At 67.9% G+C, this 23843-nt stretch carries 26 protein-coding genes; 14 read left to right on the plus strand and 12 right to left on the minus strand.

Annotated elements, in window-relative coordinates; all coding sequences use genetic code 11:
• Positions 1 to 7: 7 nt before the first annotated feature.
• Both lnt and ACM6LR_RS09430 read left to right on the plus strand, forming a co-directional pair.
• Complete coding sequence (lnt, locus tag ACM6LR_RS09425) at positions 8 to 1600, plus strand: apolipoprotein N-acyltransferase (RefSeq protein ID WP_414939075.1); 1593 nt, start codon at positions 8 to 10, stop codon at positions 1598 to 1600.
• Positions 1601 to 1625: 25 nt separating this feature from the next.
• The gene (locus tag ACM6LR_RS09430; RefSeq protein ID WP_414939074.1) at positions 1626 to 2393 is read left to right on the plus strand and encodes a polyprenol monophosphomannose synthase; all 768 of its coding nucleotides are present in this window, start codon (positions 1626 to 1628) and stop codon (positions 2391 to 2393) included.
• Here ACM6LR_RS09430 and ACM6LR_RS09435 read toward each other — a convergent pair.
• Complete coding sequence (locus ACM6LR_RS09435; RefSeq protein ID WP_414939161.1) at positions 2380 to 3144, minus strand: DeoR/GlpR family DNA-binding transcription regulator; 765 nt, start codon at positions 3142 to 3144, stop codon at positions 2380 to 2382. The genes ACM6LR_RS09430 and ACM6LR_RS09435 overlap by 14 nt on opposite strands.
• 51 nt (positions 3145 to 3195) lie before the next feature.
• On the opposite strand from ACM6LR_RS09435, the gene ACM6LR_RS09440 reads away from it, so the two are divergent.
• Genes ACM6LR_RS09440 through ACM6LR_RS09450 form a run of 3 tightly spaced genes read left to right on the plus strand, consistent with a single transcriptional unit; the run spans position 3196 to position 5105 of the window.
• Positions 3196 to 3570 carry a DUF4406 domain-containing protein gene (locus ACM6LR_RS09440; protein WP_244197414.1) on the plus strand — a complete coding sequence of 125 codons (375 nt, stop codon included), beginning with the start codon at positions 3196 to 3198 and terminating at the stop codon, positions 3568 to 3570.
• Positions 3571 to 3614: 44 nt separating this feature from the next.
• On the plus strand, positions 3615 to 4385 hold the full coding sequence (locus ACM6LR_RS09445) for a sigma-70 family RNA polymerase sigma factor (protein ID WP_414939073.1): 771 nt from the start codon (positions 3615 to 3617) through the stop codon (positions 4383 to 4385).
• A gap of 24 nt (positions 4386 to 4409) precedes the next feature.
• A complete protein-coding gene (locus ACM6LR_RS09450) occupies positions 4410 to 5105 on the plus strand; it encodes an SDR family NAD(P)-dependent oxidoreductase (RefSeq protein ID WP_414943799.1) in 696 nt (231 codons plus the stop codon).
• Between the two features lie 119 nt (positions 5106 to 5224).
• Here ACM6LR_RS09450 and ACM6LR_RS09455 read toward each other — a convergent pair whose 3' ends face one another.
• The 3 genes from ACM6LR_RS09455 to ACM6LR_RS09465 all read right to left on the minus strand — a co-directional run bounded on the left by ACM6LR_RS09455 (position 5225) and on the right by ACM6LR_RS09465 (position 7988).
• Positions 5225 to 5572 (minus strand): RNA polymerase-binding protein RbpA, encoded by a 348-nt coding sequence (locus ACM6LR_RS09455; RefSeq protein ID WP_005151365.1) that lies wholly within the window; start codon positions 5570 to 5572, stop codon positions 5225 to 5227.
• A 226-nt stretch (positions 5573 to 5798) separates the two neighbouring features.
• Positions 5799 to 6557 carry a thymidine kinase gene (locus tag ACM6LR_RS09460; protein ID WP_414939072.1) on the minus strand — a complete coding sequence of 253 codons (759 nt, stop codon included), beginning with the start codon at positions 6555 to 6557 and terminating at the stop codon, positions 5799 to 5801.
• Positions 6558 to 6587: 30 nt separating this feature from the next.
• The gene (locus ACM6LR_RS09465) at positions 6588 to 7988 is read right to left on the minus strand and encodes an MFS transporter (protein WP_414939071.1); all 1401 of its coding nucleotides are present in this window, start codon (positions 7986 to 7988) and stop codon (positions 6588 to 6590) included.
• A gap of 270 nt (positions 7989 to 8258) precedes the next feature.
• Between ACM6LR_RS09465 and ACM6LR_RS09470 the strand changes: the two genes are divergently transcribed.
• Complete coding sequence (locus ACM6LR_RS09470; protein WP_414943589.1) at positions 8259 to 8930, plus strand: transglycosylase family protein; 672 nt, start codon at positions 8259 to 8261, stop codon at positions 8928 to 8930.
• A gap of 71 nt (positions 8931 to 9001) precedes the next feature.
• On the opposite strand, the gene ACM6LR_RS09475 is transcribed toward ACM6LR_RS09470, so the two are convergent.
• Positions 9002 to 9781 (minus strand): glycerophosphodiester phosphodiesterase, encoded by a 780-nt coding sequence (locus ACM6LR_RS09475; protein ID WP_414939069.1) that lies wholly within the window; start codon positions 9779 to 9781, stop codon positions 9002 to 9004.
• Positions 9782 to 9847: 66 nt separating this feature from the next.
• Between ACM6LR_RS09475 and ACM6LR_RS09480 the strand changes: the two genes are divergently transcribed.
• Entirely contained in the window at positions 9848 to 10231 is a 384-nt protein-coding gene (locus ACM6LR_RS09480) for a hypothetical protein (protein ID WP_414943590.1), read from the plus strand.
• 1 nt (position 10232) lies between these two features.
• On the opposite strand, the gene ACM6LR_RS09485 is transcribed toward ACM6LR_RS09480, so the two are convergent.
• Entirely contained in the window at positions 10233 to 11213 is a 981-nt protein-coding gene (locus ACM6LR_RS09485; RefSeq protein ID WP_414939067.1) for a tyrosine-type recombinase/integrase, read from the minus strand.
• Between the two features lie 610 nt (positions 11214 to 11823).
• On the opposite strand from ACM6LR_RS09485, the gene ACM6LR_RS09490 reads away from it, so the two are divergent.
• Positions 11824 to 12654: a class I SAM-dependent methyltransferase gene (locus ACM6LR_RS09490; protein WP_414939066.1), complete on the plus strand. Its 831-nt coding sequence runs from the start codon at positions 11824 to 11826 to the stop codon at positions 12652 to 12654.
• A 1-nt stretch (position 12655) separates the two neighbouring features.
• On the opposite strand, the gene ACM6LR_RS09495 is transcribed toward ACM6LR_RS09490, so the two are convergent.
• The 4 genes from ACM6LR_RS09495 to ACM6LR_RS09510 are packed head-to-tail and all read right to left on the minus strand — an operon-like array spanning position 12656 to position 15355.
• Positions 12656 to 13297, minus strand: coding sequence for a class I SAM-dependent DNA methyltransferase (locus ACM6LR_RS09495; RefSeq protein WP_414939065.1), 642 nt, complete (start codon positions 13295 to 13297; stop codon positions 12656 to 12658).
• Between the two features lie 10 nt (positions 13298 to 13307).
• Positions 13308 to 14066, minus strand: a complete 759-nt coding sequence (locus ACM6LR_RS09500; protein WP_414939064.1) for a putative protein N(5)-glutamine methyltransferase — start codon at positions 14064 to 14066, stop codon at positions 13308 to 13310.
• Positions 14063 to 14830, minus strand: coding sequence for an NAD(P)-binding domain-containing protein (locus tag ACM6LR_RS09505; protein WP_414939063.1), 768 nt, complete (start codon positions 14828 to 14830; stop codon positions 14063 to 14065). Before ACM6LR_RS09505 ends, ACM6LR_RS09500 begins: the two co-directional genes overlap by 4 nt.
• A 9-nt stretch (positions 14831 to 14839) precedes the next feature.
• The gene (locus ACM6LR_RS09510; RefSeq protein ID WP_414939062.1) at positions 14840 to 15355 is read right to left on the minus strand and encodes a DinB family protein; all 516 of its coding nucleotides are present in this window, start codon (positions 15353 to 15355) and stop codon (positions 14840 to 14842) included.
• Positions 15356 to 15505: 150 nt separating this feature from the next.
• On the opposite strand from ACM6LR_RS09510, the gene ACM6LR_RS09515 reads away from it, so the two are divergent.
• From ACM6LR_RS09515 to ACM6LR_RS09540, 6 genes are all read left to right on the plus strand, one after another.
• A complete protein-coding gene (locus ACM6LR_RS09515; RefSeq protein WP_414939159.1) occupies positions 15506 to 16039 on the plus strand; it encodes an RNA polymerase sigma factor in 534 nt (177 codons plus the stop codon).
• Positions 16040 to 16056: 17 nt separating this feature from the next.
• A complete protein-coding gene (locus tag ACM6LR_RS09520; RefSeq protein ID WP_414943591.1) occupies positions 16057 to 16500 on the plus strand; it encodes a peroxiredoxin family protein in 444 nt (147 codons plus the stop codon).
• 32 nt (positions 16501 to 16532) lie between these two features.
• A complete protein-coding gene (locus ACM6LR_RS09525; protein ID WP_414943592.1) occupies positions 16533 to 17138 on the plus strand; it encodes a TetR/AcrR family transcriptional regulator in 606 nt (201 codons plus the stop codon).
• Entirely contained in the window at positions 17122 to 18741 is a 1620-nt protein-coding gene (locus tag ACM6LR_RS09530; protein ID WP_414943593.1) for an acyl-CoA dehydrogenase family protein, read from the plus strand. Before ACM6LR_RS09525 ends, ACM6LR_RS09530 begins: the two co-directional genes overlap by 17 nt.
• Positions 18742 to 18867: 126 nt before the next feature.
• Entirely contained in the window at positions 18868 to 19299 is a 432-nt protein-coding gene (locus ACM6LR_RS09535) for a hypothetical protein (protein ID WP_414939058.1), read from the plus strand.
• A 28-nt stretch (positions 19300 to 19327) separates the two neighbouring features.
• Entirely contained in the window at positions 19328 to 19975 is a 648-nt protein-coding gene (locus ACM6LR_RS09540; RefSeq protein ID WP_414939057.1) for a DUF4865 family protein, read from the plus strand.
• On the opposite strand, the gene ACM6LR_RS09545 is transcribed toward ACM6LR_RS09540, so the two are convergent.
• On the minus strand, positions 19912 to 21072 hold the full coding sequence (locus tag ACM6LR_RS09545) for an SWIM zinc finger family protein (RefSeq protein ID WP_414939056.1): 1161 nt from the start codon (positions 21070 to 21072) through the stop codon (positions 19912 to 19914). The two genes, ACM6LR_RS09540 and ACM6LR_RS09545, sit on opposite strands and share 64 nt — an antisense overlap.
• Positions 21069 to 23786 carry a DEAD/DEAH box helicase gene (locus ACM6LR_RS09550; protein ID WP_414939055.1) on the minus strand — a complete coding sequence of 906 codons (2718 nt, stop codon included), beginning with the start codon at positions 23784 to 23786 and terminating at the stop codon, positions 21069 to 21071. The genes ACM6LR_RS09545 and ACM6LR_RS09550 overlap by 4 nt, the downstream gene beginning before the upstream one ends.
• Between the last annotated feature and the right edge of the window lie 57 nt (positions 23787 to 23843).

Here is a 23843-nt window from a genome sequence, read left to right on the forward strand (position 1 = left end):
TTCAGGGGTGTCCTCGACCGTGACCAGCCCGGACCCCGAAGCGGCGCCGCGCAAGCGCTTCTTCCGCGCCTGGCTCCTGCGTTTCCTCATCGCCGCGGCGTCGGGTTTCACGCTGTACCTGAGTTTCGCGCCGCGTCCGCTGTGGTGGCTCGCGCCGCTGGCGTTCACCGGCTTCGCGCTGGTGGTGCACGGACGCCGGTTCCGTGGCGCGTTCGGCTACGCGTTCGTGTTCGGGATGGGGTTCTTCCTGCCACTGCTGACCTGGCTGCTGGACTTCCTCGGACCGGACTTCGGGCCGTGGCCGTGGCTCGGGCTGGCGATGGCGCTGTCGGTGTATCTCGGTTTCGGCGGGGCTTTCGCCACCGTCGTGTGGAACTTGCCGCTCGGGCCCCTGTGGGCGGCGCTGGTGGTCATCGCGCTGGAAACGCCGCGTGCCTGGTTCCCGTTCGGCGGGTTCCCGTGGGGTCGTGTGGCGTTCAGCCAGCCCGAGGGCGCGTTCGTCTCGCTGGCTTCGATCGGCGGTGCTCCGCTGGTCGGTCTCGCCGTCGTGCTGACCGGGTTCGGTATCGCGGCCCTTTGCTTGCGGTTCAAGGGTTCCGATCCCCGGCGTTCCGTCGTGGCCGCGTCCGCGCTGACGTTGGTGCCGGTGGTGGCGGGACTCGCGGTGTGGCCGACGATCGGCACCGAGGCCCAGGACGGCGAACTCACCGTCGCCACGGTGCAGGGCAACGCCCCCGACATCGGCCTGGCGCTGGAAGGCCGCCGCGACGAACTCCGCGGCAACCACCTCGCCGAGAGCGCCCGGCTGCTCGAAAAGCTGAAGGCGGGCGACATCAAGGTCGATCTGCTGATCTGGCCCGAGACCGCGATGGCGATGCGCACCGGTGACGCGGGTGTCGACCAGATGGTCCGCGACTACGGCACGCAGGCGATCATCGGCGCGCTGGTCCGGCTGCCGGACGGCTCGGCCCAGAACTCCGCGCTCGCCTGGGATCCGGTCACCGGCCCGGGTCAGCGCTACGCCAAGCAGCAGCTCGTCCCGTTCGGCGAGTACGTCCCCGCCCGTGAGGTCGCGAAGCTGGTGACGCCGTTCGTCGACAGCGTGGCGAACATGACACCGGGTGACGGCGCCAACGCCGCGCTGTCGGTCGCGGGAACCAAGGTCGGCGTCTTCATCTGTTACGAAACCGCGTTCGACTACCCCGCCCGCGAATCGGTCGCCGACGGCGCGGAACTGCTCGTCGTGCCGACCAACAACGCCTGGTACGGACCGGGGGAGATGAGCTACCAGCAGCTGGCGATGTCGCGGCTGCGGGCGGTCGAGCACGGCCGCGCCGTGGTCGTTTCCGCTACCAGCGGGGTCAGCGCGATCGTCGCGCCCGACGGTTCGATCACGGCCTCCACCAGCCTTTTCACCGCAGATTCCCTGGTGGGGCGCGTGCCGCTGAGGCAGCAGACTACGCTGTCGGATCTACTCGGTGTAACGACGGAGTACGGACTGCTGGCACTGGCGGTCGCCGGGGTTACCGGTGGGTACATACTCCGTTTTCGCACCCGGCGCGCGAGCGCCGCCAAGGCAACGAGGGAAGCGGCGGGCTGACCCGCCGGAACACGGAGGAAAGCGGATGGCGCAGGCGCCACGGGGGGCCCAGGAAATCGAGCCGGTGCTGGTGGTGGTCCCGACGTACAACGAGCGGGACAACATCGGCCCGATCCTGGAACGCCTGCTCAAGGCTCTCCCGGACGTGAACGCCCTCGTCGTCGACGACGGCAGCCCGGACGGGACCGGCGACATCGCCGACGAACTCGCGAAGGTCGACTCGCGGATCCAGGTCATGCACCGGACCGAGAAGGCCGGCCTCGGCGCCGCGTACGTCGCCGGGTTCCGCTGGGGTCTCGCCCGCGACTACGCCACCATCGTCGAGATGGACGCGGACGGCTCGCACGCGCCGGAGGATCTGCCCCGCGTGCTGGCGGCACTCGAGGACGCGGACCTGTCCATCGGCTCTCGCTACGTCCCCGGCGGCAGCACGGTGAACTGGCCGTTCCAGCGCAAGGCGCTGTCCTGGGTGGCGAACTTCTACGCGAAGGTCGCGCTCGGCATGAAGATCAACGACATCACCGCCGGCTTCCGCGCGTACCGGCGGACGGTGCTGGAGAAGCTCGCGCTCGACGAGATCGCCTCGCGCGGCTACTGCTTCCAGATCGACCTGGCGTTCCGGACGAAGCTCGCCGGGTTCGAGGTGGTCGAGGTGCCGATCACCTTCACCGAACGTGAGATCGGCCAGTCGAAGATGAGCGGTTCGGTCGTACGCGAGGCGATCGTCATGGTCGGTATGTGGGGGATCAAGCGTCGCTGGCAGCAGCTTCGCGGGCTGGTCAAGAAGGACTGACCCCCAGCACACTCACCCCGAGCTTCCCCAGTTCCTTCACCGTCGGTTCGTCCGGCGCCGCGTCGGTGATCACGCCGGCGACGTCGGAAAGGGGGAGCACGGTGAACGGCGAGGCCGCGCCGATCTTCTCCGAGCTGGCCAGCACGTAGGTGTCGGCGGCCCGTTTGGCGAGGGTGCGTTTCATCGCGGCCTCGTCCGAATCACCGGTGGTGAGCCCGGTCCCGGGGTGCACACCGGTGACGCCGAGGAAGAACAAATCGGCGTTGATCCTCATCGCCGCCTCCGCCGCGGCCGCGCCGCAGGTGACGGCGGAGTGCTTGAAGAGCCGGCCGCCGATCAGGAAGACCTCGACCTTCGGATGCGTGACGAGTGCGGCCGCGACCGTGGGGCTGTGGGTGACGATCGTCGCTTCGAGGTCGGCCGGAAGCGCCTTCGCCAGCGCGAGCGCGGTCGTGCCGCCGTCGAGGATGACGGTCGACCCCAGCCGGATCAACGCTGTTGCACGTTTCGCTATCCGTTGCTTGCCCGCGACGCTGACCGCCATGCGGGTCGCGTAGTCCGCAGTGGCGGGGGAGATGGGTAGTGCTCCGCCGTAGACCCGCTGACAGAGCCCGGACTCCGCAAGGTCTCGCAGGTCACGGCGGATACTGTCCTCTGACACGCCGAGTTCGGCGGCGAGGTCCTTGGCCACGATCCGGCCTTCGGTCTTCAAACGGGTAAGCAACAGGTCTCGACGCTGCGCAGCCAACATCTGCACGATCCTCCTTGTTCTTGCCGATTGTTGCACACTAGGCTTCGTCGTATGACCAAACCTCTGATGATCCTCATCGCCGGCCCGTTCCGCTCCGGCACCGGCGACGACCCCGAACTTCTCGCCCGCAACCTCGCCCGGCTCGAAGAGGCCGCCTGGCCGATCTTCCGCAGCGGGCACGTGCCGATGATCGGCGAATGGGTCGCGCTGCCGGTGCTACGCGGCGCGGGCGGGAAGACCGTGGCCGACCCGGTCGCCAAGGAGGTCATGTACCCGACGGCCGACCGGCTCCTGCACCACTGCGACGCCGTCCTGCGCTTGCCGGGGGACTCCACCGGCGCCGACCAGGACGTCGCGATCGCGCTGTCCCGCGGACTCGCCGTCTATCACCGCGTCGAGGACATCCCGGGCTACCAAGCCGCATAATGCGTAACTCGGCCGAGTGTGACGTCTTCGGGGGAGGGTGAGCCGTGACCGGGAAGGTCTGCGGAATGTGCGAAGGCCCGCTGCCATCGAAGGCGGGTTCGCGCGGGCGTGCGGCCGTCTATTGCTCGGCCGCGTGCCGCCAGCGGGCCTACCGGTCACGGCACGACCCCGCCCCCGACGTGGAAGCCCTCATCGCCGAGGTCGGCCGCGTCGCGAAACGCCTGGCACCTCAGCCGCCGGACACCTTCTTCGCCGACCTCACCGCCCTCACTTCGGACGTCGGCAGGTTACGGCGGATCGCCCAGCTCACCCTGCGGGGGAGGGAGGAGAACGTCACGACGGACTCCGTGACGGAAACGCTGGACGAGGTCGCTTTCGCCGGAAAGATCGAGCAGCACCAGCGAGAGCTGCGCGTCCACTGCTATCGCATGGTCGGGTCCTACGACGACGCGGAAGACCTGGTTCAGGAGACCTTCCTGCGGGCCTGGCGTGGCCGTGAAGAATTCGAGGGCCGGTCGAGTTTCCGTGCCTGGCTCTACCGGATCGCCACCAACACCTGTCTCGATTTCCTGCGGCGCAACAAACGGGTCCCTCGCCCCTACGACCAGCTGCCCGGCGTCGACCAGCACGGCGAACCGCCCCAGTTCATGCCCTGGCTGCAACCCTTCCCGGACAGCCAGCTCGCCTCGGCGGAGGCCGAACCCGGCGAGATCGCGGAAACCAAGGAAACGATGGAGCTGGTTTTCCTCGCCGCCATCCAGCACCTCCCACCGAAGCAGCGGGCCGTGGTGATCCTCAACGACGTTCTCGGCTGAAGGGCCGAGGAGACCGCCGACCTGCTGGAAACCACCGTCGCTTCGGTCACCAGCGCACTGACGAAGCTAGCCGACGAGATCAAGGAGACCGGGGGACTGGCCGAAGTCGCCGTCGTCGACGGCTTGGACGAGACCGCGGTCGAGAAGCACGCGGCGTCCGTCGTGGCCGAGGCCGGCAGCCTCGACATCTCCCTCAACCTCGTTCCACGCGGCGACGTCCAGGGCATCCCGCTCGTGGAGATGTCGGTCGAGGACTACGTCCGCCCGATCACCACCGGTGTCACGACCAACTTCATCACCGCCCGCGCGGCCGCCCGGCACATGATCACCCCAGGGTCCGGCGTCATCCTCGCCCTCGACAGTGGATCCGCCTACGGCAGCCCGATGATGGGCGCGACCGGCTCGATCGACGCCGCGCTGGACACCTACATCCGCAATCTCGCCGTCGAGATCGGACCGCACGGCGTCCGCGCGCTCGGCATCTGGGTCGCGGATATCCCGGAGACCTTCACTCCCGAGAAGCTCGCCGCCGTCAACAACCAGCTGCCGGCGAGCCCGGAGATGATGGGGAACATTCTCGCCGGCCTCACGGAGGCCCGGATGACCAAACGCTCACCGCGTCTCGCCGAGGTCGCCTCCACGCTGGCATTCTTCGCTTCCGACGACGCCATGGGGATCACCGGCACGTTCGTCAACGTGACCAGCATGTACCCGAGCTGATCAAGCGTGGAGTTCCGCCGGCACCGCCCGGCTGGTCCCCGGACACAGCGAAGCCCCCGCGAAGGGAGGTCGCGGGGGCTTCGCTGTGTTCGAGGTGGGGCTAGCTACTTGGCCGTGCGTCAGGCGGACCGGGTGGTCCTGCGTCCCTTCAGCTCGGCGAGACGTTCGTTGAGCAGATCTTCGAGCTCCGGAATCGAGCGGCGCTCCAGGAGCATGTCCCAGTGCGTCCTCGGGGGCTTGACCTTTTTCTGCTCCGGCTGTCCGCCGTCCACGATCTCGGACTCGCTGCCGTGCAGCCTGCACTCCCACACCGAAGGGATCTCGGCGTCGTCGGAGAAAGGCACCTCGAACTCGTGGTTCTTGGGGCAGGCGTAGCGCACGGTGCGCCGAGGCGCGAGGTCGTGGTTGCGGTCGGTCTCGTAGCTGACCGCTCCCAGCCGGCTTCCACGGAGAACACGGTCGGCCATGATGGGGGTCCTTTCAGTCAGCTCCGGGTGGAGCCAGGGTGATGCTCACCCTATGCAACGACGAAGGAGGCCAGGAGATTCCCTGGACACCATGTCCTTGCTCACGATGAGCTGCATCACCCGGTGGCAACAGCTTCTCCTAGTAGGAGTGATTTCGCGCTCTGGCGTGACGTCAATACGGCCATCTTGGTGCGGATATCCCCCAGATGGGCTAGTAGTACGCCTGTCACGTCAACCGTAACTGACCGTGTTGAGCCGAGGTGGGCCCCAGGTCACCCAGTCGGAAGTGTCGACGGCACAATACCTGATAACGGACCGTGTTCATCTCACCCTCGGAACGTGATACTGGTGAAGATTCAACTAGCAACTGCTCGGTATCCGCCACCACAACGGTGTCCCCGGCGCGCAACACCTCACCGTCGGACACCCTCGCGTTGAACCGTCCCGTCTGCCCGCACCAGCACAACACCTCGACCTGGACCGGCTGCAGCTCGTCCGCCAGCTCGAACAACCGCGCCGCACCCGGGAACAACACGCTCCGGAAATCCGTCGCGATCCCGAAGCAGTACACGTCGATCTGAACGTCATCGGCCAGTTCAGCCAGCTGATCCACCTGATCGGGCGACAAGAACTGCGCCTCGTCGACGATCAAGTAGTCCACGTGCCGCCCCGCCGCCCACTGCTCACGCACCAGCAACCGCAGATCGGTCTCACTTCCCACCTCGGTCGCCTTACGTGTCAGCCCGATCCGGCTGGTGATCTGCGGCTCACCGGACCGGTCATGCCGCACCAGCACCATCCCGCGGCGACCCTGCCGCGCATGGTTGTGGTCGATCTGCAACGCCAGCGTCGACTTCCCGCAGTCCATCGGCCCGTAACAGAACTTCAACTTCCCGACGACCGGCACACCCCGCCGTGAACCCGCCACCGGCACCGACGACAACGCGTCCGTGGGATCCGGGCCACTCTCCTTCAGTACGGTCACGACGCTCGACCCTATCGGCACGCTCCCGCCTCACAGCACCGCCGGTGGTCGGTTGCCCGCCGCCTCGATCGCCCGGCGCACCGGGACCAGCCACACGAACACGAAACCGAGCACGAAGAAGATCACCAGCGCGATGATCGCGTACCGGAACGAACCGGTGATCTGCCCGACCGCGGCGAACAACAGGGGGCCGAGCCACGACGTCCCCCGCTCGCCGACCACGTACAACGAGAAGTACTGCGCGTCCTTCCCCTCGGGGATCATCTGCCCGAACAACGACCGCGACAACGCGTTCGTTCCACCGAGCACCAGCCCGATCCCGACCGCCACCGCGTAGAATTGCAACGGCTGCCCCGCCTCGATGAAGAACGCGAAGCACAACACCACCACCCAGGCCACCAAACTGCCCAGGATCGTCTTCTTCGCCCCGATCCGGGCCGCGATCGCCCCATGGATCATCGCCCCGGCGTACGCCAGGAACTGGATCACCAGGATCGTGACGATCAGCACCTGAGTGCTGTACTTCAACTCGTCCTTGCCGTACTGCGCCGACACCGCCACCACCGTCGTGATCCCGTCGGTGAAGACCAGATAGCTCCCCAGGAACGCCAGCGTCAGCGGATAGGCCTTCGCCTCGCCGATCGTCCGCTTCAACTCCTTGAACCCGGCCGTCAGTACCGACAGGCCCCGCTCCGCCGACTTCGGCACATGAGTCCGGGGGAGGGCCCGCACCGCCGGGAACGTGAACACCGCCCACCAAATCCCCGACGTCAGGAAGCAGATACGGATGGCCAGCCCCTCGCTCACCCCGAAGGTCTCGTGGCCCATGAAGAACCCCAGCTGCAGCGCCAGCGCCAGGCCACCGCCGAGATACCCGAACGCCCACCCCTTCGACGACACCGCGTCCCGCTCATCAGGCTCCGCGATGTCCACCAGGAACGAGTAGTAGACGACCAGCGCACCGCCGTAACCGATGTTGGCCAGAATGAACGTCCAAACCCCGACCTCCCAGTTCGTCCCCGAGATGAAGAACATCAGCGCCGACGCCACCGCGCCCAGGAACGCGAACCCGCCGAGGATCCGCCGCTTATGCCTGCTCCGGTCCGCGATCGCGCCGGCGATCGGCAGCACCAGCACCTGCGTCACCGTCGCGATGGACAGCAGATACCCCCACAGCGACCCCGCCGGGAAATGCAGCCCGAACAACGAGACGTCGCAGTTCTGCAGAGTGCTCGAAGCTCCACTCGAATCGGTGCACGCTCTGTCCCCATTAAGGGTGAAATTTGCCTTGGCATCCGCGGACGCGATCTCGCTCAAATAGAGCGCTCCGAACACCGTGATGACCGACGAATAGAACGGCGAATTGGCCCAGTCGTAGAGGTACCAAGCCCGCCACACCCGCCTGCGTTCACGGGTCACGGCCACCGTCATGCACTGCTCCTGAAGTCGAGAACGTCGAGGTCAGCGGGAGACTACTGGTGATCACAGCCACATGTCCGGCACGAGTCCGGACCGTGTTCGTTTCGACGCGAGACGAACCCTTCCCGGCAACCTCCCAGACCTTCGTCGGCGTGTCGCTGACACGAACCACGTGTGTTTCATGTGAGGCTGGTGGGCAAGTTGTGACGCTTGTGAAGCAAGTGACCGGTACTTACTGTTCCGCTCATGAGGACCCATCGCCTTCGCACAGCACACCGCGTAGTGGCGAGAACGCTCCTGCTCGCCCTCGCCGTGACGGGCCTGCAGATCGCCACCACCGGATCCGCCGCCGCGGATCCCCACGGCTCCCACTGGGCCAAGCTCCGCATGTGTGAATCGAGCGGGCGCTACAACATCAACACCGGCAACGGCTACTACGGCGCCTACCAGTTCGACCTGCCCACCTGGCGCAGCGTCGGCGGCCAGGGGAGACCCGACCAGGCCAGCCCCCGCGAACAGGACTACCGGGCCCTCTACCTCTACCGCATGCGCGGCTGGCAACCCTGGGAATGCGCCGGCAAACTCGGCTTCCGCAACGACGGCGACGCCCGCAGCAAACGCGTCCCGTCCTACGACGACTCGGCCTACATCGGCGGGGGAGGACAGCCCGCCCCGCCACCCCCGCCCAAACCGAAGCCGACGCCCGCACCGCCCGGCGGCCCCAAGCCTGCCTGGCCCGGCGTCGTCTACGCCTACGGCGACTGCGCGCCACCACTCAAGGTGTTCCAACTGCGAATGAACGCCTACGGCTACGGCTTCACCGGCACCGGCTGCTACTACGACAAGACCCGCGAAGCCGTCCTCGCCCTCCAGCGGGCCAACGGCATCAACGACTCCGGCCGCCTCGGACCCAAGACTTGGGACGCCGCCTGGAACGGCAAACCACCCCGGTAGCCCGTCCAACCCATCGCGTTTAGTCCTCTAAGTTGCGAGTCAAACCGCAACTAGAGGACTAAACGCGGGGATCAGGACGGCCAGGCGCCCCGCTCCTGAAGCACCTCACGCAGCAGATCCGGCCGATCCGTCACGATCCCGTGCACCCCCAGATCCAGCAGCAACCGCATCTCCGCCGGATCGTCCACCGTCCACGTGTGCACCTCGAAACCCGCCCGCGTCGCCTGCCGCAGGAACGCCCGGTCCACCACCTTCAATCGCCCCTGCCGCACCGGCACCTGCGCCATCGCACCCCGCGCCAACGCCCGCAACGGCACCAGCGGCAAAAACCCGTTCGCCCACATCACCGCCACCGAACGCGGCCCCATCGCCGTCACCAGCTTCGGACCCGCCAGCTTCCGGATCCGCGCCAGCCGCGCATCGGAGAACGACGCCGCCGCGACCCGATCGCGCGCCCCGCTCCGCTCGATCGTCCGCACGAAGGGCACCACCGCCTGGTTCGACTTCACATCGATGTTGAACCGCGCCTCCGGCAGCGCCTCCAGGACGTCCTCCAACCGCGACAACGGCGCACGGCCGCCCACCTTGACGTTCCGCAGCTGCGCCCACGTCTGCCGGGAGATCAACCCCGCGCCGTCAGTCGCCCGGTCCAAAGACTCGTCGTGATGCACGACCACCACACCGTCCGACGTCGCGTGCACATCCGTCTCCAGATAGCGATAACCCTCCGTCACCGCCTGCTGGAAAGCCGGCAGAGAGTTCTCCAGTCCTTCCAGGTCACCGAGGTGCCAGCCCCGATGGGCGAAGGCACGCGGTAGTGGGTCGGCGAGGTACGGAAAATGTGTCGGCACCCCACTAGTGTGCACTTCGGTCGTGGCCCCGGCATGATCGTCCAGTGGCCAGCTAGGGTCTGAACCGTGAGGGAAGTGGCCGAGCACCCGAAGACGTCCGCCGAAGAGGTGTCCGAGCTACGCCGCGCGGGGGCACCCAAACACTGCGGATGGTGCGGCCGCCGGCTCGAACAGGGCGGTAACGTCGGCAGGCGCCGCCGTTACTGTGGGCAATCCTGTCGCCAGCGAGCCTACGAACGCCGCACCGCACTCCAGCGCAGCGGCCTCCCCGAAGACGCCGTCGTCCTCTCCGACACCGAGATCGCCGTCCTGCAGGACCGGCTCTTCCAACTCCGCTGCGCCGCCGAAGACATCGTCACCGCGGCCGACGATGGAGCGTCCTTGGCCGAACTCCGCGGCCTCGCCGACGAAGTCGCCCAAGCGGCCAAGGACCTCGAACAGCTCCGCTGACCTACACGATCCCATCGAGCGCCCGATACGTCCGATTGCTCGCGGCGGCCGCCCGCTGCTCCCGTCCCGTCGCCTCGATGTAGTTCTGACTGGTCGCCAGGCTTGCGTGCCCCAGCAGCGCCATGATCTCCGACGCCGTCGCGCCATCCTCGGCCAGCCGAGTCGCGAAGGTGTGCCGCAACGCGTGGAGGTTCGCCCCGACCGGCACGCGGTCGTGCAAACCCGCCCACCGATAGCAGGACTTGACGAGGTACTCCAGCGCACCGCGGCCGATCGGCTCGCCGGCACGATCCCGCAGGAGGGGAGTGGAGGGCCCGAACCGCTGCTGTGGGAAGCGACGGCGGCAGGAAGCCAAGTACTCCTCGATGATCTTCTCCATGATCGGCTGCACCGGAATCGATCGATCGCGGCTTCCCTTGCCGTGGACGTGCAACCGCATCTCACCCTGACGTCCGACCAGCGACCGCGCCGTCAGCGCTCGCATCTCCGCGGCACGCAGTCCGGCGACCAGGCCGAGCGCGATCACCAGTACGTCCCGCTCCGGCCACGGATCCCGCGTCCGGCGCGAACCATCAGCGGCGGCCGCGAGCAACTGTTCCGGGGTTTCCTCACCCCGCAACGGTTTCGGCGTCAGCGGCGGTGCCTTAGGCCGGGCGACCGCACCCATCGGGTTGCCCGCGAGCAGCCCGTCGGACACACAGAAGGTGAGGAACTGGTTCCAGGTCGACCACGCACGCAGGACCGAACTCTTGGCGTGAGTGTCCGCGAAGGCACCGAAGGCGTTCCGGAGCGACTGTGCCGTGAGCATCTCGACGGTGAGGTCGTCGGGGGAGCGGCCCGACTCGCGGAGCAGAAGACTGGTGATGCCGGCGAGGTCGCGGCGGTAGGCGTCAGTGGTGTGAGGAGAATCCTTACGGGGACGACGTGCGGCGAAAAAGGCTTGCTGTGCCTCGGAAACCCTCATAAGGATCTTGTACCGCATGGCACCGACAGTCTTACACTAAGTTATATCCTGTTTCATGCATAATAGCGATTATGCATGAAACGGAGTGATGGGCCCGGAAGCTTCTCGCGGGGGATCCTGGTCCGCTCGAAGGTTCCCGAAGTGTCAGAAATGGGTTCTTCTGACGTTTGTCCTGAATGACCCTTTCGTAACGCACGGGCCAGCGGAAGACCTCGGACTTAAGGTGGGCCGTCTGACCAGGCGAGCAAACAAGGCACACTGCAGCTGAAAGCCTCCATTGATTATCAACGACCAAGAACGCCTGGATTGATTCGTCACGGTGACATAATAAGCTTGGGTGATCGGACCATCTGTTTCGGGTCGCCGGGGGCGTCCTGGCCGCTTCGGGAGGCTAAGGGGCCGCTGGTCCAGGGAGAGCTGAAGGGAACCATGCCCGCATGTCACGCGACGAAGGGAGCTTTCCCCTCATGACATGCGACGAAAGGCCCCTTCAGCACCCTGCCAGAGACCCCTCTTGAGGCTCATTGTCCAGGCCGACCAAAGTGCCGATAATGTACATTATGTCAAGTAAGTGTCAGGACGGGCTGCGCTAGGGTCTTCCCCGAGATCAAACTTGGGGGTAGCCGAAATGTCTGTGTACGTCGATCCGTCCAACGAGCGGATGCTGAAGGCGTGGGACGGTGAGGACGGCGCGCTGTGGGCGAAGCGCGCTCAGCGAATCAACGACGGCGTCGCCGCTTACCGTGACGCCTTCTTCGCCGCGGCTGGGATCCAGCCGACCGACAAGATTCTCGACGTCGGCTGTGGCGCCGGGCAGACGACGCGGGACGTGGCGCGGCAAGCCTCTGCCGGTTCGGCGCTCGGTGTGGACCTCTCCAGCGAGATGCTGGGCCTCGCTCGTCGGCTCGCCGATCAGGAAGGTGTTCCCAACGTCGCCTTCGAACAGCTGGACGCTCAGGTCCATCCGTTCCCTGAGGCGGGCTTCGATGTGGTGATCAGCAGGCATGGATCGATGTTCTTCGGTACTCCCCTGGCCGCGTTCGCCAACCTGGCCCGTTCGACGCGTCCTGGCGGCCGTCTCGTACTGCTGATTTGGCAACCGTTGGGGCTCAACGAATGGATCACCACTTTCCGGACGATCTTCGCGGCCGGTCGTGAGGTGCCGCCGTCCTCGAATCTCGCGCTCAGCGACCCGCTCGAAACCGAAGAACTGCTGACCTCCGCCGGGTACACCGATGTCCGGTCGACCGCGGTGAACAAGCCGATGTATTTCGGCCGGGACGTCGATGACGCGGCCGAGTTCGTCATCGAGCAGCACGGCGGGCGGTTGAGCGATCTGGACGAGGCCCCGCGTGCGAAGGCTATCGAGGCCTTGCGTGCCGATCTCGCCGAGCACCAGACCGGCCGAGGCGTCTTTTACGACTCGGCGGCCTGGCTCGTCGAGGCTCGGCGTCCATGACCTACTGCTTGCGGGCGATGAGGTACGCCTGCGGTGTGCTTTCGAACTCTTCGGATGGTTCACGGACGAGTTGGGAGATCATGGTGAACCCCGCCTCCCCCAGCTGTCCGGCGATCTTGTCCGGTGCCAGCCGGTAGGCGTCGCACGAGATGTCGTGTCCGTATGCGTGCTCGATGTGGCGGATCTCGTCGCCGACCTGGAACGCCAGCATCAGATGGCCTCCCGGGGCGAGGATCCGGTGGAAGTCGGCGAAGATCTCCGGCAGCCGCTCTTGTGGGGTGTGGATGATCGAGTACCAGGCGACGACGCCGGCCAGCGCACCGTCCTCGATGGACAAACCGGGCATCTCCCCGACTTGGAAGTCCAGGTGGGGGTACGACTTCCGGGCGACGGCGATCATCTCCGGCGAGAGGTCGACGCCGTGGATGTCGAGCCCCAGTCCGTGGAGGTGTTCGGTGATGCGGCCGGGTCCACAGCCGATCTCGGCGACGCGTCCGCCGCCCGCGGTTTGGACGAGTTCCGTGTACGCGCCGAGGACGGCTCGGTCCCAGATGGATCCGGCGAGGTGGCCGCGGAGGAGTTCGGCGTAGTCGGCCGCGACCGTGTCGTAGGCGGTGCGGGTCATGTGGACGTAGTCGGTCATGGCGGGGACCCTATCCCCCGGCACCGACAACAATCGTCGCGTACAGCTCGTCGTCGGTGATCACTTCGGGGGTCAATCCGTTGTGTGCCATGGCTTCCGCTGTGTTCGAGGCCTGGCTCTCCCCGGTTTCGATCAGCAGGTGCCCGCCCGGTGCGAGCCATTGTGGAGCTTCGGCGGCGACACGGCGATGGACGTCGACGCCGTCTTGCCCGCCGTCGAGTGCGATGCGGGGTTCGTGGTCGCGTGCTTCGGGCGGCATCATCGCGATGGCGTCGGTGGGGACGTACGGGGCGTTGACGACGAGGAGGTCGACGTGGCCTCGTAGCGACGCGGGGAGGGGTTCGTAGAGGTCGCCTTCGAAAACCTCTCCCCTGGCTTTGGCGACGTTGGCGCGGGCGCAGCGGACGGCGGCGGGTTCGATGTCAGCCGCGTAGAGCCGGATTTCGCCGAGTTCGGCGGCGATGGCGGCGCCGAGTGCGCCGGTGCCGCAGCAGAGGTCGAGGACGACCGCTCCGGGGCCGGCGAGGGTGACGGCGTGGCGGACGAGGAGTTCGGATCGTTGGCGTGGCACGAAGACGCCGGGTTCGACGGCGATGCGGAGTCCGTGGAATTCGGCCCAGCCAAGGATGACTTCGAGGGGTTCGCCGTCGGTGCGGCGTTGGACCATGGCGTCGAGTTCGGCGGGTGTGCGGGCTTCGGTGCTGAGGAGCCGGGCTTCGTCTTCGGCGAAGACGCATCCGGCTGCGCGGAGTCTGTCGACGATCGTCATTTGTCGCGCAGTCTGGTGAGGATCCCGTCGAGGGCGTTCCGGACGGTGTCGGGGACGCCGTGGGTGCGCAGGTCGGTGAGGAAGTGTTCGTTGAGCCCGCCGGGGGTCATGTGTTTGCCGGTGAGGGTTTCGAGGGAGCCGGTCTGCGAGAGCAGGGATTGGCCGAGTTGTCCGAAGATGTGGCTGGTGAAGGTGGTCGCGGTGGTGTCTTCGATGCCCTGGTCGGTCATCCAGGCGGCGATGGTGCCGAGGTAGTCGAGGTGGGCGGCGAAGGTGGCCGTGGCGGCGCTGAAGATCTCGAGGTCTTTTTCCGCGTCGGGGACGACGCTGCCGCCGATGCTGTCGAAGAGGGCTCGGGCTTCGGTGTTGTCGGGGTATATGGCCGTGAGGCTTTGGCGGCGGGCGGCCGGGGGCAGTGGGATGCTGCGGACGACGTCGCCTGCTGGTGCGGCCCAGTCGCGAAGCTGGTCGAGACGGACGCCGGCGAGTGCGCTGATCAGGACGTGCTCGGGCCGGAAGGTGAGGTCCCGGAGGACTTCTTCGCCGATCGGCGCGCGGACGGCGAGGATGATCGTGGTGGAGCTGTCGACGACGGCTTGGTTGTTGTCACAGACTTTGACGTTGGCGAAGCGTGCCGAGAGTTCTTGTCCGACGCTGCGGCTGCGTGGCGAGAGGTAGATCGAGGGCGGGTCGGCGATGTCCTTGCTGAGGCCTTCGACGATGGCGGCGGTGATCTCACCCGCGCCGATGAATCCGTATTCCATGGTCACTTCCTAGGCGCCGGTGGTGCCGTCGATGCGTTCGCGGATGAGGTCGGCGTGGCCGTTGTGGCGGGCGTATTCGCCGATCATGTGGACGTAGAGCATGCGGAGCGAGAACGGGTTTCCGTCGAGGTCGAGGGTGTCGTCGAGGGATCCGTTGGCGGCGGCTTCGTCAGCGAGGCGGATTTCCTCGAGGAGGGTGTTGTAGGCCTCTTCGGCTTTGGTGGCGTCGATGACCTCGAAGTCGTGGTCCTTGCCGAGGGAGGGGTCGTAGAGGGGTTCGATGTCCTGTGCGGCGTAGCGCAGGCGGAACCAGGTGCGTTCGACCTTGGCGAGGTGGCGGATGAGGCCGAGGAGGGTGAGGTTCGAGGGCGGGACCGACGCCTGGGCGAGTTGTTCTCCGGTGAGGCCGGCGAGTTTGCCGAGGAAGGTGTTGCGGTGCCAGGCCAGGAGCGATGGCAGGAGAATGCGCTCGTCGGCGGCGGTGTCGCCGGACGGGCGGGTCACCTCGGGGGCGGTCCATGTCATAGCGGCGATCATGCCATCGGGTGGCGTCGGGCTGGTGGTGAGTCGCGTGTTGGGGGCGTGAGCGGGGTCACGTGTGTACGGCTGAATCCTTTGGCCTGGATGGCTGCTCTTGTAGGGGTCGGGACAAGCCCGGTGCTTGAGGAGGTCGCCGTGCAGGCCGAGTGGCCGAGGGAGTCTTTGATCGTGGCCGCGCAGGGCGGGGACGAGGCCGCCATCGCTGCTTTGGTCTCGGGGTCTCATCCGCATGTGCAGCGTTTCGCGCGCTCGCTCTGTGCCTCGCCGGAGGACGCGGAGGATTCCGCGCAGGAGGCGCTGATCATCCTGTATCGCAGGATCGGCACCTTGCGGGCTTCCGGTGCGCTGGCGTCGTGGATGTTCCGGATCGTGCGCAACGAATGCCTGCGCCGGGCGAGGCGGGCGTTGCGTGGGGACGACTTGGGGTGGTCGGACGCGGTGGTCTCGGCGGAGGACGACGTCCTGCGGCGGCTGGAGGCGCGGCGGGTGGCGGCGGTGATCGCCGAGTTGCCCGCTGACCAGCGTCGCGTGTTGATCATGCGTGACATCCAGGGGTATTCGGGCCGGGCGGTCGCCGACGCGCTCGGCTTGAGTACGGCCGCGATGAAGTCCCGGCTGCATCGGGCGCGGGCGGCGGTCCGTGACCTTCTCGGCAACCCCGTTCCCTGATCTCTCGAGGAGTCGTCATGTTCGAAATCGGTTCCACGGTCCCTGCCCTGGAGGACACTGCCGGGCAGGTCGTGCGTCTCTCGGATCACCGCGGCACGGACAATCTGCTGCTGTATTTCATGCGCTCGACCACGTGTCCTGTCTGCAACAGCCATGTGAGGGACCTCGCGAAGCTCGCTGGTGTGCGGGTCCTGGTCGCCGTTCCCGAGGGCCGGGTGGAAGCTGCGGCTTGGCGGGCGAAGCGTGGGCTGTCGCTGCAGGTAGTGACAGGTCGGAGTGGTTCCCCGCATGAGGCTGTCGGGTTGACGAAGAAGGTGTTCGGTTCCTTGCAGCAGTCCGGCAGCCTGCTGGTCGACCGGGATGGAGTGGTCCGGCACGCCCACTCCGCGACCATGCCCACCGGCGCTTATGACCGGAAGGGCATCGCCGGTGCTCTGGAGGACCTCGTGCGGACTCGTTGACTGAAGGTGTGAATCAATGCTTCACTTCTTGAGTGCCGTACCGCCGAACCCCGAAGGTCCAGGAGCGACTGGACGCCCAGCGCGACGCCGTCCTCGCCGCCGCCATGGAGCAGTTGGCCGAGCGTGGCTACGCGGGGTGTTCGGTGTCGGCGGTCGCGGAGCGGGCGGGGGTGGCGGTGGGGAGTGTGTACCGCCACTTCCCCACCAAGGCCGCACTGGTCGTGGAGTTGTTCCGGAAGGTCGTCACGCGTGAGGTCGAGGCGGTACGCGCGGTGTCGGAGCGGCCTGGCACACCGGCGGAGCGGGTCGTGGCGGTCTTCGACACCTTCGCGAGCCGTGCGCTGAAGACCCCGCGGATGGCGTACGCGTTGCTGGCCGAGCCTGTCGACGCGCCGATCGAGGCCGAGCGGCTGGTGTTCCGGCGCGCGTTCCGCGATGTGGTGGCCCAGCACGTGGCTGATGGCGTCCGTGCCGGGGTGCTCCCGGCTCAGGACGCGGAGGTCACCGCGGCGGCGCTCGTCGGGGCGGCGGCCGAGGTGCTGATCGGCCCGTTGACCACCGGCAGTGCGGACGAGGTGTCCGGGCTGCGCACTTTCGTCCTGCGTTCTTTGGGAGGTTCCGATGCCGGTCACTCATGAGGTCACCAACCAGGTGCCGCCGTTGGCGGAGTACGACGTCGCCGCTGATCCGGCTCTGCTGGAGGGGCTGGAGCGGGCGGGCGCCGGCTGGGCGGTGGCGGAGGTGCACGCCCTCGGCAGGCTGGCCGGGAGTGAACACGTTCAGGATTGGGGCAGGCTGGTCAACGAGAACGAGCCGGTGCTGCGGACGCACGACCGGGTCGGGAATCGGATCGACGAGGTCGAGTACCACCCGCACTGGCACGACCTGATGGACGTCGCGGTGTCCTATGGGCTGCACGCGGCGCCGTGGCGGGATTCCCGGCCGGGTGCGCACGCGGCGCGGGCGGCGAAGATGTACGTCTGGGGTCAGGTCGACGCAGGCCACACCTGCCCGATTTCGATGACGTACGCGGCGGTGCCGGCGTTGCGGTTGAATCCCGAGCTGTCCGAGCGGTACGAGCCGTTGCTGGCGTCGACGGAGTACGACTTCGGGTTGCGCGAGCCGAGTACGAAGCGCGGGCTGATCGCCGGGATGTCGATGACGGAGAAGCAGGGCGGGTCGGACGTCCGGACGAACACGACGACGGCGCGGCCGCTGGGTGACGGCAGCTATGTGATCGTCGGGCACAAGTGGTTCACCTCGGCGCCGATGTCGGACATGTTCCTGACGTTGGCCCAGGCACCGGGTGGGCTGTCGTGTTTCCTCCTCCCCCGTGTCCTGCCGGACGGCTCGCGTAACGGGATCCGGTTGCAGCGGCTGAAGGACAAGCTGGGCAACCGGTCCAACGCGTCGTCGGAGATCGAGTACGACGACGCGATCGGCTGGCTGGTCGGCGACGAGGGCCGCGGCGTGCGCACCATCATCGAGATGGTGAACAACACCCGGCTGGACTGTGCGGTCGGGAGTGCGTCGGGGATGCGGTACGGCGCCGTGCGGGCCATTCACCACGCGCGGCATCGTCAGGCGTTCGGGGCGAACCTGGTGGATCAGCCGCTGATGGGCAACGTGCTGGCGGACCTGGTCGTGGAGTCCGAGGCGGCGACGACGGTCGGGATGCGGCTGGCGGCGGCGACCGACCAGCCGGGTGACGAGCAGGAGCAGGCGTTCCGGCGGCTGGGGCTGGCGGTGACGAAGTACTGGGTGTGCAAGCGTGGTCCGTCGCACGCGGTGGAGGCGCTGGAGTGCCTGGGTGGCAACGGTTACGTCGAGGAGTCGGGGATGCCGCGGCTCTACCGTGAGGCTCCGCTGATGTCGATCTGGGAGGGTTCGGGCAACGTCGCGGCGCTGGACGCGTTGCGGGCGATGGCGAAGCAGCCGGAGACGGTGGCGGCGTACTTCACGGAGGTCGAGCAGGCGTCCGGTGCCGACGCGCGGCTGGACGACGCGGTGGGCAGGCTGCGCAAGGAGTTGTCCGATCTGTCGGACATCGAGTACCGGGCACGGCGGCTGGTCGAGTCGATGGCGCTGGTGTTGCAGGGCTCGTTGTTGGTGCGGCACGGGACGACGGCGGTGGCGGACGCGTTCTGCGCGTCACGGCTGGGCGGCGACTGGGGTGTCGCGTTCGGGACGCTTCCGTCCGGTGTGGACACGCGGGCAATCATCGCCCGTGCGGAGGTCTGAGTTCGACACTCGGTGCTCGGCTGACCACGTGGTGCTCCGGCCGGGCCGCTGAACAGTGCAAACGGCCGCTGGATTGCGGAATTCGGGTGCATCCAGCGACGCGTTCGTCGGCTACGTTCGTCGGTCATGGTCGATCGCCGAAGATGCCTGGCCCTGGTTCCCCTGGCGCTGTTCGCCGCCGGTTGTGCGACGGCCCAGCCGACGCCGATCTTCGCCGCGGTGAGTTCGAGCCCGCCGGTGGAGAACGGGCCGTTGGACGGGGTCGCGGCCCCGTCCGGTGCGCCGTTCGTCGCGGCGGACGGGCGGAATCTGAGAGCTTGCTCCGACGGGGAGTGTGAGGTGCTGGTGCGGACCGGTGAGCAGATTCCCAACGACGGCGGGGCCGGGCCGCTGGCGGTCACGGTCCAGGCGGGGAAGGTGGGTCTGGCCCCCGCGTCCGGTGGGATGGGCGGGGCGGTGTCCGGTCCGCCGGGGATGGCGCACCAGATCAACCGGCAGGTGATCGTCGTCGTCGCGGTGCAGGGTGGGGAAGGAATCGTCCGGCTCAGCAGGAAATGACAGTTCTGTACCTACTAGTATGTACGGCATGCATGCGATGCAGTACGAGATCACCCTCCCCGCCGACTACGACATGGGCATCATCCGCGAACGCGTCACCACGCGCGGGCATCTGCTCGACGACTTCGGCGGCCTGGGACTGAAGGTGTACGGGATCCGTGAGCGCGGCGTCGACGGCTCGACGCTGAACCAGTACGCGCCCTTCTACCTGTGGCACGACCAGGACGGGATGAACGCCTTCCTGTTCGGAGGGCCGTTCAGCGGCATCATCGACTCGTTCGGGCGTCCCGCGGTGCAGCACTGGACCGTGCTCGGATTCGAGGAGGGACCGGCGTTCGGCACTCCCCCCGTGGCGGCGGGAAAACACGTCGAGCGGATCCCCGCCGAGACCGACCCTGTCGCCTTCCTGGGCGAAGCGCTCGACGGGCTTCGCGAGCACCTGCGGCAGGACGGCGCGCATTCCGGTGCGCTGGCCGTCGATCCACGTGGGTGGGAAATAGTGCGCTACAGCCTGTGGCGTGACGAGGCGCCGGAGTCGGACGAGATCCGGTACCGGATCCTCCACCTGTCCTCGCCGCAACTGTCTGAACTGCGGCGAGGACGGCAGTGGGATCAGCCGAGCAGCGCGGCGAACAGCGCGGCGGGATCGGCTTCGGGCGGGCCGTCGGGCCACTGATCCCGGTACGGGTACCACAGCCCGTCCTTGCCCAGCCGCACCTGCACGCCTGTCCCGTGGACGCTGCAGTGGTTGCGTTCGACGTCCAGGCCCTCGCCGGGATCGTCCATCACTTCGGTGAAGGCGGCTCGTGCCCGGCCCATCGCCTGCGACGGCGGCGTCCACACGGTCTCCAGGACCTCGAGACCGGCTCGGCCGCCGTGCCGCCACGCCTGTACCGCGCGGTCGAAGTTCTCCCCGCTCTCCGCCGGGCGCAGCCTGTCGGCGGTCTCCGGCCGGGTCGCGGCGAGACGGACGGCGTCCTGCTTGCGGGTGAGCTTCGGCTGCGACGTCAGGAGTGCCTCGGCAGCCTGGCTCGCGTTGGCGGCCAGCAGGGCGAAGGTCTCCGCCGGGATACCGGGTGCGTCCGGCACGGTCGGGCCCCCGGCGGGTACGAACCCGGCGAGATCCGGCAACGGGCCCGGTTCGTCGGCGTAGGCCTGCTCGGCCGGGGTGTCGTCGTCACCGGTGCGCACGAACCGAGGCGCGTTGCGCCGCTGCAACTCGTCGAGGAGTTCCCGCTCTCCCTTGCCCCGCATCAGAAGCAGCACGAAGGGATCCGCGTCGAGCAGCCACGATGCCTGGAACGACAGCGCCGCGGCGTGGCGGCACGGCAGTTCCCAGCCGGGGCAGTCGCAGTCCGGGTCCAGGTCGCCGATCCCTGGCAGCAGGTGCACCCCGGCGTCATCGGCGGCCTCGACGAGGTCGTGCGGCATGTCCCGGTCCAGCAGGGCGGCGAGATGCCCGGCACGGGAGGCGACCCGGTCGAGGAAACGGTCCCATTCGATACCGGTCAGCTCCGCGAGCCGGACCTCGGTGCGGTACTGGCCATCCTGGTCGTCGACCACGGCGGCGATACGGCCGGGGCTGACCGTGATCGGGCCGACCCGGCCCGCCGCGGCGTACTTACGGCCCTGTTTGAGCTGCCGCAGGTCCAGTGCGGTGTCCTCCATCGCGCTGACCCACGCGCGGCCCCACCACGAGCGAGCGAACTGGCCTCGCGCGCCTTGGGCCCCGAAGGCGGGGAAGCCGCGGACGCGATCGTCGGGCGTACTCATCGGCGGCTCCTCAACTCGACCAGATCGGCCAGTTCCGCGTCGGTCAGTTCGGTCAGGGCGGCCTCGCCACCGGCGAGCACCGCGTCGGCGAGCGCGCGCTTCTCCCGCAGCATCGCCGCTATCCGGTCCTCGACCGTGCCCTCGGCGATGAGCCGGTGCACCTGCACCGGGCGGGTCTGCCCGATCCGGTACGCGCGGTCGGTCGCCTGGTCCTCCACCGCGGGATTCCACCAGCGGTCGTAGTGCACGACGTGATCGGCGCGGGTCAGGTTGAGCCCGGTCCCCGCCGCCTTGAGCGACAGCAGGAACACCGGCACCTCACCGGCCTGGAACCGGCGCACGAGGTCCTCACGCTTGGGCACCGGGGTGCCGCCGTGCAGCAGCAGCGTGGTGATCCCGCGCTGCGCGAGATGGCGTTCGAGCAGCCGCGCCATGGCGACGTACTGCGTGAACACCAGGACCGCGCCGTCTTCGGCGAGGATCGTGCCCAGGAGTTCGTCGAGCAGTTCGAGCTTGCCGGACCGGCCGTCCAGCACCGCTTCCGACGGTTCCTTGAGGTACTGCGCCGGGTGGTTGCAGATCTGTTTGAGCCCGGTGAGCAGCTTGACGATCCGGCCGCGGCGCGCGATGCCGTCGCTGACGGCGATCTCGGCCATCAGTTCGCGCACGGTCGCCTCGTACAGGGCAGCCTGCTCGGTGGTGAGCGTGACCGGCCTGTCCGTCTCGGTCTTGGCGGGCAGTTCCGGCGCGATCCCCGGATCGGACTTGCGCCGCCGCAACAGGAAGGGGCGGACCAGCCGGGACAAGCGCTCCGCGGCGTCGGGGTCCTTTCCGGACTCGACCGGTTTCGCCCACACCCGGCGGAAATCGGCCATCGTGCCGAGGAGTCCGGGGGTGGTCCAGTCGAGGATCGCCCACAGCTCGGCGAGGTTGTTCTCCACCGGTGTGCCCGTCAGCGCCACCCGGGCCGACGACGTCAGCGTCCGCAACGCCTTCGCCGTGCCGGAGCGGTGATTCTTGACGTGCTGGGCCTCGTCGGCGACCAGCAGTCCCCAGTGGATGCCTCCCAGTGGTTCCGGGTCGACGCGCAAGGTGCCGTAGGTGGTGAGGACGAAGCCGTCGCCGAGTTCGTCGAGCGAGCGTTCGGTGCCGTGGAACCGCCGGACCGGGACGCCGGGGGCGAACCGGGTGATCTCGCGTTCCCAGTTGCCCAGCAGGGAGGCGGGGCAGACGACCAGCGTCGGGCCTTCGGCGCGATGCAGGTGGAGCGAGATCAGCGTGATCGTCTTGCCAAGCCCCATGTCGTCGGCGAGGCAGCCGCCGAGCCCGATCGACGTCATCGCGGTGAGCCACTGCAGGCCACGCATCTGGTAGTCACGCAGGGTCGCGGCCAGACCCGGCGGTGGCGCCTGCGGTTCGGGTGGCGCGAGCAGCCGTTCCCGTAGTGCGGTGAGCCAGCCGTCGGTGAGGACGTCGACGCGTTCGCCGTCGACCTCGGCCGTCCCGCTCAGGGCGGCGCCGAGCGCGTCGATCGGTGTCAGCGGTTTCAGGGCACGGTCCCGTGCCTTCGCCGCCAGTGCGGGGTCGACGAGTACCCACTGATCGCGCAACCGCACGACGGGACGGTGAGCCTCGGCCAGGGTATCCATCTCGGCGGCGGTGAGCGGTGCACCGCCGAGTGCCAGCTGCCAGTCGAACTGCAGCAGTTTGCCGCCGGAGAAGAACGCCGGGAGGTTGTCCGGTGGCGCGGCACCGCCGCCGATGACGGCTTTCGCACTCAGGTCACGGGCGAGCTCTGCGGGCCAATGGACGTCGATGCCCGCGGTGGCCAGCAGCGGCGCGGCGGTGGTGAGCAGTTCGGTGACGTCGGTGTCGCGGAGTCCGACCTCGTCGGGGACAGCCGCGCCGAGCAGGGGTTCCAGCGGTGGCCAGAGCTGGGCGGCGCGGCGCAGAGCCAGCATCACGTCGATCCGCGCCCGCGGGCCGAAACGGTCGTCACCCGACCACAACGCGGCGGCGTCGATCAGGACACCCGGATCGGCGAGGCTGTGCACCTGGACGACCCCGCTGAACCGGCCGCTGGTGAAGTCGTCTCCGGGTGCCTCGATCCGCACTGAGACCCGGACGCCGGAGTCCAGCCCGGCCGCGACCTCGGCCGCCCAGTCCCGCAGCTGCGGGACGCGGTGCGAGGGCGGGGCGGCGAAGGGCTTGACGCCGGCCGCCTGCGCGGCCGCGGGTGTCCGGGGAAGGGTGTCGGCCACGGCGTCGAGGAACGCGCGCAGCAGCGGATACCGTGCGGGCAACAGATTTCCCTCGCCCGGGATCGCTCGTGCCGTGGGTGGCATCGCCTCGGACAGCTCGCGCAGCCAGTAGGCATCGGCGGGCTCCAAGGGCCCCGCGCGCCAGGCGTCCACATCGGACTCCGTGATGCCGGGAAGCAGCCTGCCCGCCTCGGCGAGCTTCAAAGCCGCCGTGGCCGCTGTGCTCCAGAAGCACGCGGAAGGGTCGTCACTCGTGCGCAGCCGCAGGAGCGCGGGGAGCGCCTCGGCCATCGGGAGCCGGACGCACGGCACCGTCCGGATCTCCGGCAGGGCGACCGTCACCTCCTCGGCGGCCGGTATGTGCCCGTCGGCGTTCCAGAAGACGAATCCGCTGGTCCGCGCTGGATTCTTTGGTTCGAACACGACACTGTCGAAACCGTCGTGAGACGTCACTCAGCCCCAATCTCTGTACGGTGTACATTTCAGGATAACACAATTCTGTACACTGTA

It is taken from the genome of Amycolatopsis sp. cmx-11-32, from assembly GCF_047608695.1.
Classification (GTDB): Bacteria; Actinomycetota; Actinomycetes; order Mycobacteriales; family Pseudonocardiaceae; genus Amycolatopsis.

Excerpts from the sequence above, each read along its gene's own strand:
- ACM6LR_RS09520 (WP_414943591.1), top strand. The coding sequence starts at position 16,057 with ATGTTCGAAATCGGTTCCACGGTCCCTGCCCTGGAGGACACTGCCGGG.
- ACM6LR_RS09485 (WP_414939067.1), bottom strand. The coding sequence starts at position 11,213 with ATGCGGTACAAGATCCTTATGAGGGTTTCCGAGGCACAGCAAGCCTTT.
- ACM6LR_RS09530 (WP_414943593.1), top strand. The coding sequence starts at position 17,122 with ATGCCGGTCACTCATGAGGTCACCAACCAGGTGCCGCCGTTGGCGGAG.
- ACM6LR_RS09545 (WP_414939056.1), bottom strand. The coding sequence starts at position 21,072 with ATGAGTACGCCCGACGATCGCGTCCGCGGCTTCCCCGCCTTCGGGGCC.
- ACM6LR_RS09510 (WP_414939062.1), bottom strand. The coding sequence starts at position 15,355 with ATGACATGGACCGCCCCCGAGGTGACCCGCCCGTCCGGCGACACCGCC.
- ACM6LR_RS09435 (WP_414939161.1), bottom strand. The coding sequence starts at position 3,144 with ATGTTGGCTGCGCAGCGTCGAGACCTGTTGCTTACCCGTTTGAAGACC.
- ACM6LR_RS09490 (WP_414939066.1), top strand. The coding sequence starts at position 11,824 with ATGTCTGTGTACGTCGATCCGTCCAACGAGCGGATGCTGAAGGCGTGG.
- ACM6LR_RS09505 (WP_414939063.1), bottom strand. The coding sequence starts at position 14,830 with ATGGAATACGGATTCATCGGCGCGGGTGAGATCACCGCCGCCATCGTC.
- ACM6LR_RS09465 (WP_414939071.1), bottom strand. The coding sequence starts at position 7,988 with ATGACGGTGGCCGTGACCCGTGAACGCAGGCGGGTGTGGCGGGCTTGG.
- ACM6LR_RS09430 (WP_414939074.1), top strand. The coding sequence starts at position 1,626 with ATGGCGCAGGCGCCACGGGGGGCCCAGGAAATCGAGCCGGTGCTGGTG.
- ACM6LR_RS09440 (WP_244197414.1), top strand. The coding sequence starts at position 3,196 with ATGACCAAACCTCTGATGATCCTCATCGCCGGCCCGTTCCGCTCCGGC.
- ACM6LR_RS09500 (WP_414939064.1), bottom strand. The coding sequence starts at position 14,066 with ATGACGATCGTCGACAGACTCCGCGCAGCCGGATGCGTCTTCGCCGAA.
- ACM6LR_RS09535 (WP_414939058.1), top strand. The coding sequence starts at position 18,868 with ATGGTCGATCGCCGAAGATGCCTGGCCCTGGTTCCCCTGGCGCTGTTC.
- ACM6LR_RS09495 (WP_414939065.1), bottom strand. The coding sequence starts at position 13,297 with ATGACCGACTACGTCCACATGACCCGCACCGCCTACGACACGGTCGCG.
- ACM6LR_RS09540 (WP_414939057.1), top strand. The coding sequence starts at position 19,328 with ATGCATGCGATGCAGTACGAGATCACCCTCCCCGCCGACTACGACATG.
- ACM6LR_RS09455 (WP_005151365.1), bottom strand. The coding sequence starts at position 5,572 with ATGGCCGACCGTGTTCTCCGTGGAAGCCGGCTGGGAGCGGTCAGCTAC.